The 15,391-nt window shown below is 63.2% G+C and carries 13 protein-coding genes; 11 read left to right on the top strand and 2 right to left on the bottom strand.

The window, feature by feature from the left end; translation table 11 throughout:
• Positions 1-2 precede the first annotated feature (2 nt).
• Both GOW72_RS14810 and GOW72_RS14805 read right to left on the bottom strand, forming a co-directional pair.
• Positions 3-818, bottom strand: coding sequence for an ABC transporter ATP-binding protein (locus tag GOW72_RS14810; protein WP_170341340.1), 816 nt, complete (start codon positions 816-818; stop codon positions 3-5).
• A 1-nt stretch (position 819) separates the two neighbouring features.
• On the bottom strand, positions 820-1,944 hold the full coding sequence (locus GOW72_RS14805) for an ABC transporter permease (RefSeq protein WP_170367366.1): 1,125 nt from the start codon (positions 1,942-1,944) through the stop codon (positions 820-822).
• A 197-nt stretch (positions 1,945-2,141) separates the two neighbouring features.
• Between GOW72_RS14805 and GOW72_RS14800 the strand changes: the two genes are divergently transcribed.
• The 11 genes from GOW72_RS14800 (at position 2,142) to GOW72_RS14750 (ending at position 15,387) form a co-directional block, all read left to right on the top strand.
• A complete protein-coding gene (locus tag GOW72_RS14800; protein WP_170367365.1) occupies positions 2,142-3,677 on the top strand; it encodes a sulfatase-like hydrolase/transferase in 1,536 nt (511 codons plus the stop codon).
• A gap of 220 nt (positions 3,678-3,897) precedes the next feature.
• Complete coding sequence (gene aspT, locus GOW72_RS14795) at positions 3,898-5,583, top strand: aspartate-alanine antiporter (protein ID WP_170367364.1); 1,686 nt, start codon at positions 3,898-3,900, stop codon at positions 5,581-5,583.
• Between the two features lie 20 nt (positions 5,584-5,603).
• The gene (locus tag GOW72_RS14790) at positions 5,604-7,220 is read left to right on the top strand and encodes a bifunctional aspartate transaminase/aspartate 4-decarboxylase (RefSeq protein WP_170367363.1); all 1,617 of its coding nucleotides are present in this window, start codon (positions 5,604-5,606) and stop codon (positions 7,218-7,220) included.
• A gap of 116 nt (positions 7,221-7,336) precedes the next feature.
• A complete protein-coding gene (bioB, locus tag GOW72_RS14785; RefSeq protein ID WP_170367362.1) occupies positions 7,337-8,317 on the top strand; it encodes a biotin synthase BioB in 981 nt (326 codons plus the stop codon).
• Entirely contained in the window at positions 8,314-9,444 is a 1,131-nt protein-coding gene (locus GOW72_RS14780; RefSeq protein WP_170367361.1) for an 8-amino-7-oxononanoate synthase, read from the top strand. Before bioB ends, GOW72_RS14780 begins: the two co-directional genes overlap by 4 nt.
• The gene (bioD, locus tag GOW72_RS14775; protein WP_170367360.1) at positions 9,441-10,061 is read left to right on the top strand and encodes a dethiobiotin synthase; all 621 of its coding nucleotides are present in this window, start codon (positions 9,441-9,443) and stop codon (positions 10,059-10,061) included. Before GOW72_RS14780 ends, bioD begins: the two co-directional genes overlap by 4 nt.
• Positions 10,058-11,344: an adenosylmethionine--8-amino-7-oxononanoate transaminase gene (gene bioA, locus GOW72_RS14770; RefSeq protein ID WP_170367359.1), complete on the top strand. Its 1,287-nt coding sequence runs from the start codon at positions 10,058-10,060 to the stop codon at positions 11,342-11,344. Before bioD ends, bioA begins: the two co-directional genes overlap by 4 nt.
• Positions 11,341-11,958 carry a pimeloyl-ACP methyl esterase BioG family protein gene (locus GOW72_RS14765; RefSeq protein ID WP_170367358.1) on the top strand — a complete coding sequence of 206 codons (618 nt, stop codon included), beginning with the start codon at positions 11,341-11,343 and terminating at the stop codon, positions 11,956-11,958. Before bioA ends, GOW72_RS14765 begins: the two co-directional genes overlap by 4 nt.
• Complete coding sequence (locus GOW72_RS14760) at positions 11,955-12,713, top strand: methyltransferase domain-containing protein (RefSeq protein ID WP_170367357.1); 759 nt, start codon at positions 11,955-11,957, stop codon at positions 12,711-12,713. Before GOW72_RS14765 ends, GOW72_RS14760 begins: the two co-directional genes overlap by 4 nt.
• A gap of 107 nt (positions 12,714-12,820) precedes the next feature.
• Complete coding sequence (locus GOW72_RS14755; RefSeq protein WP_425328550.1) at positions 12,821-14,686, top strand: PAS-domain containing protein; 1,866 nt, start codon at positions 12,821-12,823, stop codon at positions 14,684-14,686.
• Positions 14,686-15,387, top strand: coding sequence for a response regulator transcription factor (locus GOW72_RS14750; protein ID WP_170359365.1), 702 nt, complete (start codon positions 14,686-14,688; stop codon positions 15,385-15,387). The genes GOW72_RS14755 and GOW72_RS14750 overlap by 1 nt, the downstream gene beginning before the upstream one ends.
• Positions 15,388-15,391: the final 4 nt, after the last annotated feature.

The following is a 15,391-nucleotide window of genomic DNA, read 5'->3' as shown; positions in this document are numbered from 1 at the left end:
CTCTACCTGTCCTGCCCCTTCTGTTGCGCCGCGCGGGCCCGGGGGCCTGTGAAGTACTCCTGCACCCAAGGGTGGTCGACCTTGGTCATGTCTTCAATCGGACCTTCCACTAGCACGCGCTTTTCTGCAAGAACCGCAACGCGGTCGCAGATCGCGTACAAGCTGTCCAGGTCATGTGTTACCATGAAAACGGTCAATCCCAAGGCCTGTTGCAATTCTCCGATCAATTCGTCGTAGGCCGCGGCGCCGATGGGATCCAGCCCGGCGGTGGGCTCGTCCAGAAACACGATCTCGGGGTCCAATGCCAATGCTCGGGCCAGCGCGGCCCGCTTGCGCATTCCGCCTGACAGCTCTGACGGGAACTTGCCGCAACTCAGCTGTGGCAGCCCCACAAGGCTGATCTTGAGGCTGCCGAGCGCCCGCATCAAGCTCTCGCTCAGACCGGTGTGTTCGCGCAACGGGGCCATGACGTTCTGAAGCACGGTCAGCGAGGAAAACAGTGCCCCGTCCTGAAAGGCCACGCCCCAGCGTTTCTCGATGCGGCGTCGGTCGGCCTCGGGGCCGTTCAGCACGTCGACACCCAAAACTTCGATACTGCCTGCCGCCGGTTTGTTCAGCCCGACGATGGTGCGCAGAAGGACGGACTTGCCGGTCCCGGACCCCCCGACAATGCCCAGCACTTCGCCACGCCAGACATCCAGGTTCAGGTCGTCATGCACCACCTGCGGACCGAACTGGTTGCGCAGATTGCGCACACGGATCACCGCTTCGCGCTGCGCGTCCAGCTTGGCGGTCGATGTCTGAGCAGATCCATCCATGTCAGACACCGATCTCGGAGAAGAAAATGGAAAACAGCGCGTCAATGGCAATGACCATGAAAATCGACTGAACAACTGACGCGGTGGTGCGTTGGCCGACGCTTTGGGCGGAACCCTTGACCTGCATTGCCTGCCAACAGGCGATTACCCCGATGACCATGGCAAAGAACGGAGCCTTGATCAGCCCAACCGCCAGGTGCCAGACGCTGGTGTTTTCCTTCAGGCGCGTAATGAACATTCCGGGGCTGACGCCCAGATCGATCCAGCTCATCAGGGCGCCGCCAAAAAGGCCGGCGATATCGGCCACGAAGCCCAGTATCGGCAGCATGATCAGCAGTGCAAGAACCCGTGGAATGACGAGCACCTCGATCGGGTCCAGACCCAATGTGCGCATGGCGTCGATTTCTTCCTGCACTTTCATCGAGCCGATCGAGGCCGTGAAGGCCGAGCCGGATCGACCAGCCACGATGATGGCGGTCAGCAGGATACCCAGCTCGCGCAGTACCGAGATCGAGATCAGCTCGACCACGAAAATTTCCGCGCCGAACTGTTTCAACTGGGTGGCCCCCTGAAAAGCCAGAACCACGCCGATCAGAAATCCCATCAACGCCACGATGGGCAGGGCCTTGAACCCGGTTTCCTCCATCTGCGACACGACCGCGGCGCGGCGCAGGCGCCACGGCATGATCATCGTGCGGCCCAGCCGGTGCAGGGTCAGGCCCAGAAAGCCGAGGATCGACACGGTGTCGCGCCCGGCGCCCACCGTTGATTGGCCCAGGCTCTCAAGCCAAGGCATGAAGCCTTTTGGCGGGGCTTCGGCGGGAATGTCCTTGGGAATGTTCTCCGAGACGGTTTCCAGCAACGCGGAATGTGCCGGTTTCAACCCGTCGAAAGCCACGGTCGCCCCCATGGCTGCGCAGCGGTTTTTCAGGTCCGCGATCAGCCACGCGCCGCCGGTGTCCAGCGCATCGATTTCGGACATATCGACCGTCACATGCGCCGCATCCGGGCGGGTGGCGCGAAAGGCGTCTTCGACGGCACTCAACGACTGTGTCAGCATCTCGCCAGACACAATCACGCGCGCTGTGCTGCCTTCCTGTTCGACTGCGATCGAGGGTTTCGTCATGCCGGTATCAGACGGGAAACCGTTCCGGGCCGCAATGGCTTTGTTCAACCGGGCGGCGATTTGGGTGCGGGGGTTACCGGTTTGCACGGCCCGGGTCGCCCAAGGGGCGAGAATTGGCGCAAAACCGGTTGCCTGCCCGAGGGAACCCCGACACAGTCCGCACCGTCGAACACCAGTTTTCCAATGGGAATCACGGCATGAGCCAAGCAGGAAACGTTCTTTTCATCATCATCGACCAATTGCGGGCCGATTGTCTGCGCGGTGCTCTGGCTGATCATGTCAACCTGCCCAATCTGCGCGCCTTCATGGACGAGGCCGTTTCGTTCGACCGGCATTTTTCCGTAACCAATCCCTGCGGACCGTCCCGCGCCTCGATCCTGACCGGGCAATATGCGATGAACCATCGTTCGGTCCGCAATGGCACGCCGCTGCGTCATGACACGCCGAACATCGCGACCGAGATGCGAAAAGCCGGCTATCTGCCGATGCTGTTCGGCTATACGGACACCTCGGCCGATCCTCGGGTTCATCATCCGAATGATCCATCGGTGAAGACCTACGAAAACCCGATGCACGGGTTTCACGAAGTACTCGAAATGCGCCTTGAGGAGTCCTATCCTTGGCGGTCCTACTTGATGCGCCGGGGATACGAGTTTGAAGACTACTGGGATCTCTACAAGCCGGTTTCGCCGGATGGGTCGGCCCCAAAATTGAACGACCCGGCCCTCTACACGGCCGAGGACAGCGACACCGCATTTCTGACCAACAGTTTTCTGGACGGAATTACCGCCTATCGGAGCTCGGGATGGTTCGCGCATTTGACGTATATCCGTCCGCATCCGCCACTGGTGGCCCCCGCGCCCTACAACCGGATGTACGATCCCGACGCGTTGCCTTTGCCAAACCGTCTGCCCTGCCCCGAGGACGAAAAGGCCGTGCACCCGTTCTTTGGACCCGCTCTGGACTCGAATACACCAAAAGACTGCGTGCAAGGTTTTGCCGAGGTGGAGCCGACGGGTGAGAACACGCAGACCCTGCGGGCCGTCTATCTTGGATTGGCAACCGAGGTTGACCATCATATCGGCCGGGTCATCCGGTTTCTCAAGGACAGCGGCCAGTACGATGACACGCTGGTGGTGATCACCGCGGATCATGGTGAGATGCTGGGCGATCATTTTTCCTGGGGCAAAATGTCGGTGTATGACGCGGCTTACCACACGCCGCTGATCATTCGCATGCCTGGCAACGCTCAGATGGCCGGCCAGCGTGTCGAAGTGCCGACCGAGTCAATTGATGTCGCACCCACGATCCTGGACTGGGTAGGGCAAGAGATCCCGAACTCGATGGATGGTCGATCCTTGCTGCCGCTGCTGCGAGGCGCCGTGCCTCAGGACTGGCGCCGGTATTCCTTCAGTGAGCTGGACTTTGCCGATCCGCTGACGCCTACTCAGTTTCAGCGTGATCTTGGGACGGGTCACAGCGACTCGTGTCTGGGCATCCTGCGTGACGAGCGCTTTACCTTGGTCGAGTTTGCAGCCGACCTGCCGCCGTTGTTGTTCGACCACCACAGTCGGGGCGAGGCCGAGAATGTCGCCGCAAACCCTGACTATGCAGCTGATTTGGCGCGGCTTGGTCGTGAAATGCTGCGCCACCGTATGCGGAACATGGATCATTCCCTGTCCCTGTATTCCGTGACATCGCAGGGGCCGAAATCAGTGCGCAGGTTCGATTGATCCATTCGGTTGCCGACGATTTTCAAAATCTGTGCCGCCGCTGGCGGACACAGTTCCGCGCGGCCCCGGTGCCAAACAAATTCAGATAATTCAATGGACAAACGGTTTCCGTGGGGTATCGTGACCTTGGAAATTCCTGCGCTGATCGCAATCGTCCGGGCCTCCGGACAGCTTACGTTCAGGGTGGGCTGAGCGACGCAACAAACCCGAAAGGCGCAGTATGGTCGATTGGCTGGTGAATATCCTGCAAACCTATCCGGAACTGGCTGTCTTTCTCGCCATCGGCATCGGGTTTTTGGTCGGACCAATCAAGGTCATGGGGTTCAGCCTGGGTTCGGTAACGGGCACCCTGTTGGCGGCCGTCGTGATCGGGCAGGCACAGATCAGTATCGATTCAGCGGTGAAGTCCACCTTCTTCATCCTGTTCATCTTCGCAGTTGGTTACGGCGTTGGGCCACAGTTCATTCGCGGCCTCAAGGTTGACGGCGCGCGCGAGGTGCTTTTTGCGCTAAGTGTTTTAGCCCTTTGTCTGATCGTGCCGGTCGTGTCGGCCAAGATCGCCGGGCTCGAGCTTGGCTACGCCGCGGGCCTGTATGCCGGGTCGCAAACGATTTCGGCGGCGATCGGAGTGGCGACCGACCAGATCAACCAGTTGGGTTTGTCGGCCGAGCAGGCCAAAACCTATTCCAACCAGATCCCGGTCGCCTATGCGGTGACATATATCTACGGCACGATCGGGTCGGCGATCATCCTGGCCAAGATCGGCCCGCGTCTGATCGGTGTCGATCTGGTGGCAGCCTGCAAGGAATACGAGGCCAAGCTGAGTGGCGGCGAGGATGTCGAGACCGGAGGCGGCATCGTTTCGGCCTATCGCGCGATCGAGGCGCGCGCCTTTGAAATTCCCGAAGGCAGCGAATTGCTCGGCCAGCCGGTCAAGGACCTGTTGCCCGCCGTCCGCGTCTATGCCGAACGCCTCAGCCGAGGTGGCAAGATCGTCGAGGTTGACGCGGACACGGTGCTGCAAGCGGGTGATGTCGTGATGTTCTCAGGCCGGCGCGGTGATCTTGTCGGAGCGCTCGAACCCAGCCTCAAGGAAGCGGATGCGCCCGAACTGCTGAGCATCCCATCGGAAAAACTGGATGTTCTGATCACAAGCAAGGACGTGCACGGCAAGACATTGGATGAGCTCAGCAAGATGCCTCAGGCCCGTGGCGTGTATGTGTCTAAGCTGACGCGCAATATGATTGATCTGCCGCTGCTGCCGGGCACGGTTCTGCATCGCGGTGACATTCTGACCATTCTGGGCAGCAAGCGCCATGTCGAGGCGGCCATCGCCGAAATCGGGTACGCCGACCGGCCCGTTGACACGACCGATCTGGCCTTTGTGGGCTGGGGCATTTTCATCGGGGGTGTCATCGGCACGCTTGCAATTACAATGGGCGGTTTTCCGATCAGCCTTTCTACCACTGGTGGCGCGTTGCTGGCCGGGCTGCTGCTGGGGTGGCTGCGCACCGTTCACCCGACCTTCGGTCGCATTCCCGCACCGTCGCTGTGGTTGATGAATACGCTGGGCCTGAATGTCTTCATCGCGGTCATCGGGATATCGGCCGGGCCCGGTTTCGTGGCCGGTTTGCAGCAGGCGGGTATCGCGCTGTTGTTATGGGGTATTGTGGCCACGTCTTTGCCGATGATTTTCTCGGTTTATGTCGGGCATTACATATTCAAGTTTCATCCCGCCATCCTGTTTGGCGCCTGCGCGGGCGCCCGGACCACGACGGCTGCGCTCGGCATGATCCAGGAGGCCGCGCAAAGCCGGATTCCAGCCCTGGGCTACGGCATGCCCTACGCGATCGGAAACACACTGCTGACGATATTCGGGATGGTCGTCGTTTTGATCCTCAGTTGATTTTGGAAAGGTCTTGAGTCATGGACAGATTGAAGCTGCACGATTACGAAGCCCTCAGCCCCTTTCAGATCAAGGACGAGCTGATTAAGCTGGCCTCGGTCGAGGCGCGCAAATCCAACAGCGCCTTTTTGAATGCCGGCCGGGGCAATCCCAATTGGGTCGCCACCCGCCCGCGTGAAGCTTTCTTTGCGCTTGGCCAGTTTGCCGTTACCGAGTCGCGCCGCGTCATGAATCATCCGGCGGGCCTTGGGGGGATGCCGGCAATGGCAGGTTGCCATGACCGTCTGTTGGAGTGGGGCAGGGCCAATTCCGAGATGCCGGGCGCCGACACGCTTTTGGATGTGATCGACCACGCCATCCGGGCCTTCGGTTTCGACGCTGACGAATTCGTGCACGAACTGACGGACTCGATCATCGGCGACAACTACCCTGTTCCCGACCGTATTCTGAAGCACAACGCCGCCATCGCCCATGAATACCTGATGTGGGCCATGTGTGCCGGGCACCGTCCCGATGCGCAGTTCGACCTGTTTGCGGTGGAAGGCGGCACGGCGGCCATGTGCTATATCTTCAAATCGCTCAAGGCCAACCGGCTGTTGAACCCGGGCGACACGATCGCCCTGTGCACGCCGATCTTCACGCCCTACCTCGAAATGCCCGAACTTGAGGATTACAGCCTCGAGTCCGTTCACGTGGAAACGGACGAGGAAGATGGGTTCCAACTGACCGATGCTGCAGTCGAAAAGCTGAAGGACCCCAAGGTCAAGGCCTTCTTTCTGGTCAATCCGGGCAACCCGTCGTCGGTGGCCCTTAGCAATGCTTCTCTGCGCAAACTCGCGGATTTGGTCGAGAACCACAGGCCGGACCTGATTGTCCTGACTGATGATGTGTACGGCACTTTCGTACATGATTTCACCTCGGTCATGGGCTACATGCCCCGCAACACGATCGGTGTTTATTCCTATTCGAAATATTTCGGCTGCACCGGTTGGCGGCTCGGCGTGATCGCCGTCGCGCAGGACAATATCTTCGACGAAAAGCTCGCCGCGCATCCTGCCGAGATCAAGCAGAAGCTCGACAAGCGTTACGGCACGCTCAGCCTGCATCCCAGCGAAATCAAATTCGTCGACAGGCTCGTGGCCGACAGCCGGGATGTGGCCCTGAACCACACCGCCGGATTGTCCCTGCCGCAGCAGGTCATGATGACGTTGTTCTCGCTCTGCGAGTTGGTCGACACAAAGAAAGCCTATCAGACCGCCTGTATCGAACTGGTGCATCGACGGTTCCACCTGCTGACCGAAGCCTTGGGGATCGAGGTCCAGCCGGGCGATCACTACGATGCCTACTACGGCATCATCGACTTCGAATTCTGGCTGCGCAAATACGTCGGCGAAGAGGTTGTGGACTGGATCAAGAAGAACGTCCACCCGTTGGACATCGCGTTCAAGCTGGCCGAGGACTATGGGATCGTGCTGCTGAACGGCAGCGGTTTCGATGCGCCGAACTGGTCCGCCCGGGTGTCTTTCGCCAACTTGCCGGACGAGGCATACACCCAGATCGGCTGCGCCGTCCGTTCGGTCGCGCGCGGTTATGTGCAGGCCTATCGGGCGGCGAACAACAAGCCACTTCACGGTTGAATCGCCGTTAGCGGTCACGGTCATTTTCTGCGCCTGTGACATCGCAGATGTTGCGTTTTTCGGCTTTATTGATAAACCCGGGTAAATCTGAATCATCGGGAAAAATTATCTATAAAATGTCGGCTACATCGAACACCTGGACCCGCGAAACCGCTCAGGCCATCTATGACCTGCCGCTGATGGATCTTCTGTATCGGGCGCAGACCGTACATCGCGAGAATTTTGACCCCAACAAGGTGCAGATGTCGCGGCTTCTGTCGATCAAGACCGGCGGCTGCGCCGAGGATTGCGCCTATTGCTCGCAATCCGCGCGCAACGGCTCCAAGCTGAGCGCCTCGAAACTGATCGAGGTCGAGCGCGTTCTGGCCGAGGCCCGCAAGGCGCGCGAGTCCGGCTCGACCCGGTTCTGCATGGGCGCCGCCTGGCGAGAGCCGAAGGCGCGCGACATGGATGCACTGGTGGCGATGATTCAGGGCGTCAAGGAAATGGGCATGGAAACCTGTATGACGCTGGGCATGCTGGACGACACCCAGGTGGTGCAGCTGCGCGATGCCGGGCTGGATTATTACAACCACAACATCGACACGTCCGAGCGTTATTACCCCGAGGTCATCACCACCCGCACCTTCGCCGACCGGATCGACACGCTGAACCGCGTGCGCGAGGCGGGGATGAAGGTCTGCTCGGGTGGCATTCTGGGCATGGGCGAAAACGGCGAGGACCGGATCGACATGCTGGTGACGCTGGCCAACCTGCCCGAGGCGCCGGACTCGGTTCCGATCAACATGCTGATGCCGCAGGCCGACACCCCGCTGGCTGACGCCAAGCCGATCGACCCGATCGATTTCGTGCGCATCATCGCGCTGGCTCGGATCATGATGCCGAAATCCCATGTCCGCCTGTCCGCTGGTCGCAGCGACATGAGCGACGAGATGCAGGCCATGTGCTTCTTTGCCGGTGCCAACTCGATCTTTGCCGGCGACACGCTGCTGACCGCCGAAAACCCCGAGGAAAGCAAGGACGCGATCCTGTTCGCCAAGCTGGGCATCCAGCCGATGGAGGCGGAGTCCCAGGCCCGCGTGGACGCGGCCGAATGACAGCGACCGCAAGGCTGGGCAATGCGCTGAAGGTGCTGGAAACGCGCCATCGGCTGCGCAGGCTTGCGCCCCGCACGGGGCTGGATTTCGCATCCAACGACTATCTGGGTCTGGCCGGGTCCGACGTTCTGAAGCGCGCGGCGCAGGACGCGCTGGACCGGGGCGTTCCGCTGGGCTCGGGCGGGTCGCGCCTGCTGCGTGGCAACCACCCCGAGCACGAGGCGCTGGAAGCCGAAGCCGCCGCCTTTTTCGGCGCCGAGGCGGCGCTGTACATGGGCGGCGGGTTTCAGGCCAATCAAGCCATTTTCTCGACCCTGCCCGGCGCTGGGGATCTGATCCTGCATGACGAGTTGGTCCATGCCAGCGCGCATGAAGGCATGCGCCTGGGTCGGGCCGAGACCCGTGGCTTTGCGCATAACGACATTTCGGCGGCTCGCGCGGTGTTGGCCGACTGGCGTGCGCAAGGCGGCACGGGCCAGGTCTGGATCGCGGTCGAAAGCGTCTATTCGATGGAGGGCGATTTGGCCCCGTTGACCGCCTTGGCCAAGCTGGCCCGAGCCGAGCAGGCGGTTCTGGTGGTGGACGAGGCCCACGCCACGGGCGTCTTCGGCCCGAACGGGCAAGGGCTGGCCCATGGGTTGGACGCCGAGGTGCTGACCCTGCACACCTGCGGCAAGGGGCTGGGCGCCAGCGGCGGGCTGATCTGCGGACCGCGTGAAATGATCGACACCCTGATCAACCGGGCACGACCGTTCATCTTTGCGACTGCCCCGTCGCCATTGGACGCCGCCATCGTGCGGGGCGCGTTGCGGGCCGTCGGACAGGACCCGGGCCTGACATTGGCCGCGCGCAACCGGATGGCCCATGCCCACGCCGAGGCCGCGCGTCTGTGCGGGTTGATCGGATTTCACAGCCAGATCATGCCCGTCATCGTGGGCGCGGACGCGGCCACGATGGATCGCGCGGCGAACCTCCAAAATACGGGCTTTGACGTGCGCGGGATCCGCCCGCCCACCGTGCCGCGTGGCAGCTCGCGGCTGCGGGTCTCGATCACCGGCAACGTGGGCGCGCAGGACATCACGGCGGTGTTTGAGGCCATCGCCGAACAACAGGCAGGAACCGCATGACCACAGTGATCGTGACCGGAACCGACACCGGCGTCGGCAAGACCGTGTTTTCCGCCGGGCTGACCGCGGCCCTTGGCGCGCAGTACTGGAAGCCCGTGCAATCGGGGCTTGAGGACGAAACCGACAGCCAGATCGTGGCGCGCCTGTCCGGCCAACCGGTCCTGCCCGAGGCCTATCTGCTGAACCTGCCCGCCTCGCCGCACCTGTCGGCCGAGGCCGAGGGGGTCGAGATCGACCTTGACCGGCTGACCCTGCCGCAGACCGATGGCCCGCTGGTGGTCGAAGGGGCAGGGGGCGTCATGGTGCCGCTGACCCGGCAGGCCTATTACCTTGACCTGTTCGCCCGCTGGCAGGCGCCCGTGATCCTGGTGGCCCGGACGGCCCTTGGCACGATCAACCACACGACCCTGTCGCTGATGGCGCTGCGCGGCGCCGGTTGCCCGGTGGTCGGCGTGGCCTTTATCGGCGACCCCGAGCCCGCGGTCGAACAAACCATCATCCAGATGTCGCAGGTGCCCCACCTGGGACGCCTCGGCCGGATCGAGACTCTGACACCCGACACCCTGCTTCACGCCTTCGAGGCGATCGACATGGACACGATCCGAGGTGCCCTGTGACCCCGCTGGAATTTGACGCCCGCCACCTGTGGCACCCCTACACGAACGTGGCCGACCCGGGCCCGATGCATCTGATCGACCGGGCCGAGGGCGTGTATCTGTACCGCGAGGATGGGGTGAAGATGATCGACGCCATGTCCTCGTGGTGGTGCGCCATCCATGGGCACCGTCACCCTGCGATCACCGCCGCCATGCAGCAGCAGCTGGACCGGATGCCCCATGTCATGTTCGGCGGTCTGACCCACCGGCCCGCCATTGATTTGGGCCGCAAGATGGTGGCCCTGCTGCCCGACGGGCTGGACCGGATCTTCTATTGCGACAGCGGCTCGGTCTCGATCGAGGTGGCGATGAAGATGGCGGTGCAGTTCCAGATGGCCCATGGCCGCACCGACAAGGTCGAGTTCGCCACGATCCGCGGTGGCTATCACGGCGACACCTGGAAGGCGATGAGCGTCTGCGACCCCGTCAACGGCATGCACGGGCTGTTCCGCGGCGCGCTGTCGATCCAGCACTTTCTGCCGCGCCCGTCCGTTCGCCTGAGCTGCGATTGGTCCGAAAACCCGGCGCAGAACGGGCTCGACGCTCTGGAACAGTTGCTGCGGGACAAAGCGCACCGGCTGGCTGCGCTGGTGCTTGAACCGGTCGTGCAGGGCGCGGGCGGCATGTATTTCTATCACCCCGAGTGGCTGCGCCGGGCCAAAGCTCTGTGTCAGGCCCATGACGTTCTGGTGATCTTCGATGAAATCGCCACCGGATTCGGCCGTACCGGAGAGCTGTTTGCCACCACCCATGCGGGCGTGACGCCGGACATCATCTGCCTGGGCAAGGCGTTGACGGGGGGGCACATCTCGTTCGCCGCAACGGTAACCACCGAACAGGTCGCCCATGGCATCGGCAACAGCGAGGCTTGCGTGTTCATGCATGGGCCCACCTACATGGCCAATCCGCTGGCCTGCGCTGCCGGCATCGCCAGCCTGGGGCTGCTGGAAGACGGCGGCTGGCAGGCTCGAGTGCGGGCCATCGAGGCGCAGATGAAGGCCGAGCTGGCACCGGCGCGCGGCCTGCCCGGCGTCGCCGATGTGCGGGTGCTGGGCGCCATAGGCGTGATCGAGATGGAGCACACGGTCGATCCGCGCATCGCGCATCGGCGGGCGCCGGAAACCGGTGTCTGGCTGCGTCCCTTCGCGCGCAACATCTACTGTATGCCGCCCTATGTGATCTCGGGCGACGAGCTGAGCCGGGTGACGGCGGCCATGGTCGAACTGGCGCGGGGCGACGCATGAGGCGGCACTGGTTAACCCGTGACGGTGGAGCGCAGTTGACGCTGGTGTTCGGCGGGTGGGCGCTGGGGCCTGCGCCGTTTGCGCACCTGACCGGGGCGGCGGATGTTCTGCTGGTTGACGACTATCGCAACCTCGATGACGCCCTGCCCGAAACCGGCGATTATGACACGGTCCGCTTGCTGGCCTATTCCTTCGGCGTCGCGTCGGCTGCGCATTGGCTGGCGGGTCACGGGCTGACCTGCGCCCGCAAGGTTGCGGTCAACGGCACGCTGTTTCCGGCGGATGCAGTCCGGGGCATCGCACCCGAGACGGTGGCGGCCACGGCCGATGGCCTGAGCGCGGCCAGCTTTGCCCGGTTCTGCCGCCGTGCCGGGCTGGATGGCGCCGCACCCGAGATCGATTTTGCCGCCGCGGCCGAAGAACTTCGGGCCATCGCAGCGCGCGGACCTGCGCCCGATCCCGGGTTCGACCAGGTCTGGATTTCCGCCTCGGACCGCGTGGTGCCGACGGCTGCGCAGGAAATGGCCTGGGGCCAATCGGACACCGTGCGCCGCATTCCTGGCCCGCACCAGCCTTTCGCGGCGGGGCAGACCTGGGCGGAGTGGTTCGCATGAACGCCATGCCCACGGACCGCATCCGGCGCAGTTTCAGCCGCAGCTTCGACAGCTATCACTGCGCCGCTGGCCCGCAGGCCCGGATCGCCCGCGCATTGGCGCAGCGGCTGGTCGATCTCGGGGCGCCCCGCCAGTTTGGCACCCTGTTCGAAATCGGCTGCGGCACCGGCCATCTGACCGAGGCGCTGCACCAGCAGTTTTCGTTCGGCCGGTCCACGCTCAACGACCTGATGGTCGAGGCCCGGGACACCGCGCGGCGATGGGGCGCGGATTTCCTGCCCGGCGATATCCGCAATGTGACATGGCCCGCGCGGCCCGACCTGATCGCCTCGGCCTCGACGGTCCAATGGCTGGACGATCCGGCGGCCGTGGTTCGCCGCGCCCTGCATCAGGTTGCACCCGGAGGCTGGGTGGCCATTTCGGGATTTGGCCCCGACCAGTACACCGAGCTTTCCGCGCTGGGGTCGGCCGCCCGCGCCCCCGGCTTGCGCGCCCCTGATGATCTCGCCGCGGGGATCGGCCCCGAGGTTGAAATCCTCGACCTTTGGCAGGATCGGCAACCGCTTTGGTTCGACACGCCGTTGGACGTGCTGCGCCACCTGCGGGAGACCGGGGTGAACGGCCGCGCGGCGCAGGTCTGGACCCGCGCCGACCTGACCGATTTCAGTACGCGTTATCGCGCCGCGTTTTCCGGCCCCGAAGGCGTGCGCCTGACCTATCACCCCGTCTGGATCATCGCCCGCAAACACGGCTAGGGGCCAACCGGTCGCATCCGGCCCCCCTACACCTGCCCGAAAACTGGTGATAGGCCTGTGCCCAGGGGAGGATCGGCTTGGACATATCCGAACAGCGCATCAAGGAGATGACCACCGCAGGGCTTAACCTGATCGGTCAGGCCCTGTCGATCTATGACGACAAGCTGCGCCTTGTGGTCAGCAACAAGCGCTTTCAGGAAATGTTCGACCTGCCCGAAGCCCTGGTGCAGCCCGGCGCGCTGTTCAGCGACACGATCCATTTTCTGGCCAGCCGGGGCGAATATGGCCACGATCAATCGGTCGAGGATCTGGTCAGCGTCCGGGTCGAACAGGCCTTGGCGTTCGAGCCGCACTACATGGAGCGCGTGCGTCCCAACGGCCAGGTGATCTCGATCGAGGGCGCGCCGCTGCCCACCGGTGGCTGGGTCGCGGTCTATACCGACATCACCAGCACCAAGCGGGTCGAAGAACTGCTGCGCAGCCGGTCTGAGGAGCTGTCGGACCAGTTGCTGAGCCATGCCGAAGAGCTTTCGGCCACCAACCGGCAACTGGCCGCCACGATCAGCGCGCTGGAAGAGGCCAAGCGCCAGCTGACCGAGATAGAAGCGCGCACCCGCATGACCACCGAGATGATGCCCGCCCATATCGCGCATCTGGATGCCGAGGGGCGGTACGACTATTCCAACCGGCGGCTCAGTTCGGTCCTGCCGGGGCGGCCGTCGGACATCCTCGGGCTGCACATCTCGCAGGCGCTCGGCGCGCATGCCTACGAGCGGGTCCGGCCGCATCTGCAACAGGCCTATGACGGTCAGGCCTCGGTGTTCGAATTCACCGAGGATCAGGATTCGCGCCGCATCCGTGTCTCGTTCACGCCCGATGGCACGGGCGGCGTCTACGTCATGTCGGTGGACATCACCGAGGAAACGCAGGCCCGCGTGGCCCTGCAGCAGACCCGACGCCGGGCGATGGCCGCGCAGATGACCAGCGGGCTGGCGCATGATTTCTCGAACCTGCTGACCATCATCCTGGGCATGCAGGCCAAACTGGAAAAGATGGACCTGCCCGAAGACGCCGCCGAGCTTGTGGCCGCAACCCAGCAGACCGCACGACGCGGCGGGCAGCTGCTGAACCGCATTGCCGACATGACCGGCAACCGCACCCCGCAGCCGCAGGCCACCGACATGCGCGGCCTGCTCGAGGATCTGCGCGTGCTGGCCTCGCCTTCGCTTCCGCGTGGCGTGGGGCTGTCGGTGGTCAACAATCTGCCGGACGAGGCGCTGATGCTGGACCCGGGCATGGTGCAGGACGCGTTGTTGAACCTGGTGCTGAACGCCCGCGACGCCTGCGGCAGCAGCGGGCAGATTACCATCAGTGCCCATGCGATCGGCCGGATCTGGGTGGAAATCACCGTATCCGATACCGGTCCGGGGTTTTCGCCGGATGCGCTGGACAAGGCGCTCAACCCGTTTTTCACCACCAAGGGCAGCAAGGGGTCGGGGCTGGGCCTGCCGATGGTCTATGACACGGTCAAGCTGGCAGGCGGAGACCTGCAACTGCGCAATACGCCCTCGGGCGCATCCGTGATGCTGCGGCTGCCCTACCGGCCCGCTCCGCCTGTCCAGTCGGGCTTGGCGCTGCTGGTCGAAGACAGCGACGACTTGCGCCACCAGTTCCGCGACATGCTGGTCGATCTGGGCCTGTCGGTGATCGAGGCGACCTCGGCGGATGAGGCGCTGGTCCTGGCCACCAGCCTGGACGATATCTCGGTGATCCTGTCGGACATCCGGCTGGAGGGCGCTGCCACCGGCATTGATCTGGTCGAACGGCTTGCTCTGCCAATCCCGGTGATCCTGATGACCTCGCTACCCTATGATGACCCGCTGCACCGTCAGGCTCTTGCCAAGGCGCCGGTCCTGCGCAAACCCTTCACCCGCGCGCAATTGTCCGCGCTGATCCGAACCGAGGCCGCCTGATGACCCAACCCCTGGTGACCATTCTGGACGACGAACCCGAGATCCGCCGGATTCTGACCGAAGCGCTGGAGGATGCCGGGTTTAGAACGCAGAGTTTTGCCCGCGCCCGCGAATTCGAAGCGTCACTGAAACGGGTTACGCCGGATGTCTGCCTGGTGGACTTGTCGCTGCCGGATACAGACGGGTTGGCGCTGGTGCATCGGCTGGCGCTGGAACAGGGGGCGGCGGTCATCATCATCTCGGGGCGGGCACAGGTACAGGACCGGGTGACGGGGCTGGAGTTGGGGGCAGATGACTACATCACCAAACCCTTTGACCCGGCTGAGGTGGTGGCCCGCATCCGCGCCCGTCTGCGTGCGCCCAAGGCACAGCAACACCATTCGGATGTGGCTCGGTTCAACGGCTGGACTGCCTATTTCGATCGCTATGTGTTGCTGTCCGATACCGGCGCTGAAACACCGTTCAGCCATGCCGAAGGCGAAGTGTTGCGGTTGTTCCTGGAAAGCCCCAAACGCCTGATCAGCCGCGCGCAGATGCAGGAAACACTGGGTGGCGCAGCCGGTGAAAGCTTTGACAGGGCGATGGACGTGCGTATTTCGCGCCTGCGCACGAAACTTGGTGAAGACCCGAAAAACCCGCGCCTTATCAAGACGATATACGGCGCGGGGTATATCTTTCTGGGGGATGTCGCATGGGACTGACCAA

The organism is Ruegeria arenilitoris, assembly GCF_013032855.1.
Lineage (GTDB): Bacteria > Pseudomonadota > Alphaproteobacteria > Rhodobacterales > Rhodobacteraceae > Ruegeria > Ruegeria arenilitoris.
The sequence above is the reverse complement of the archived record's forward strand: the minus strand, read 5'-3'. Positions and strand labels throughout refer to the sequence as shown.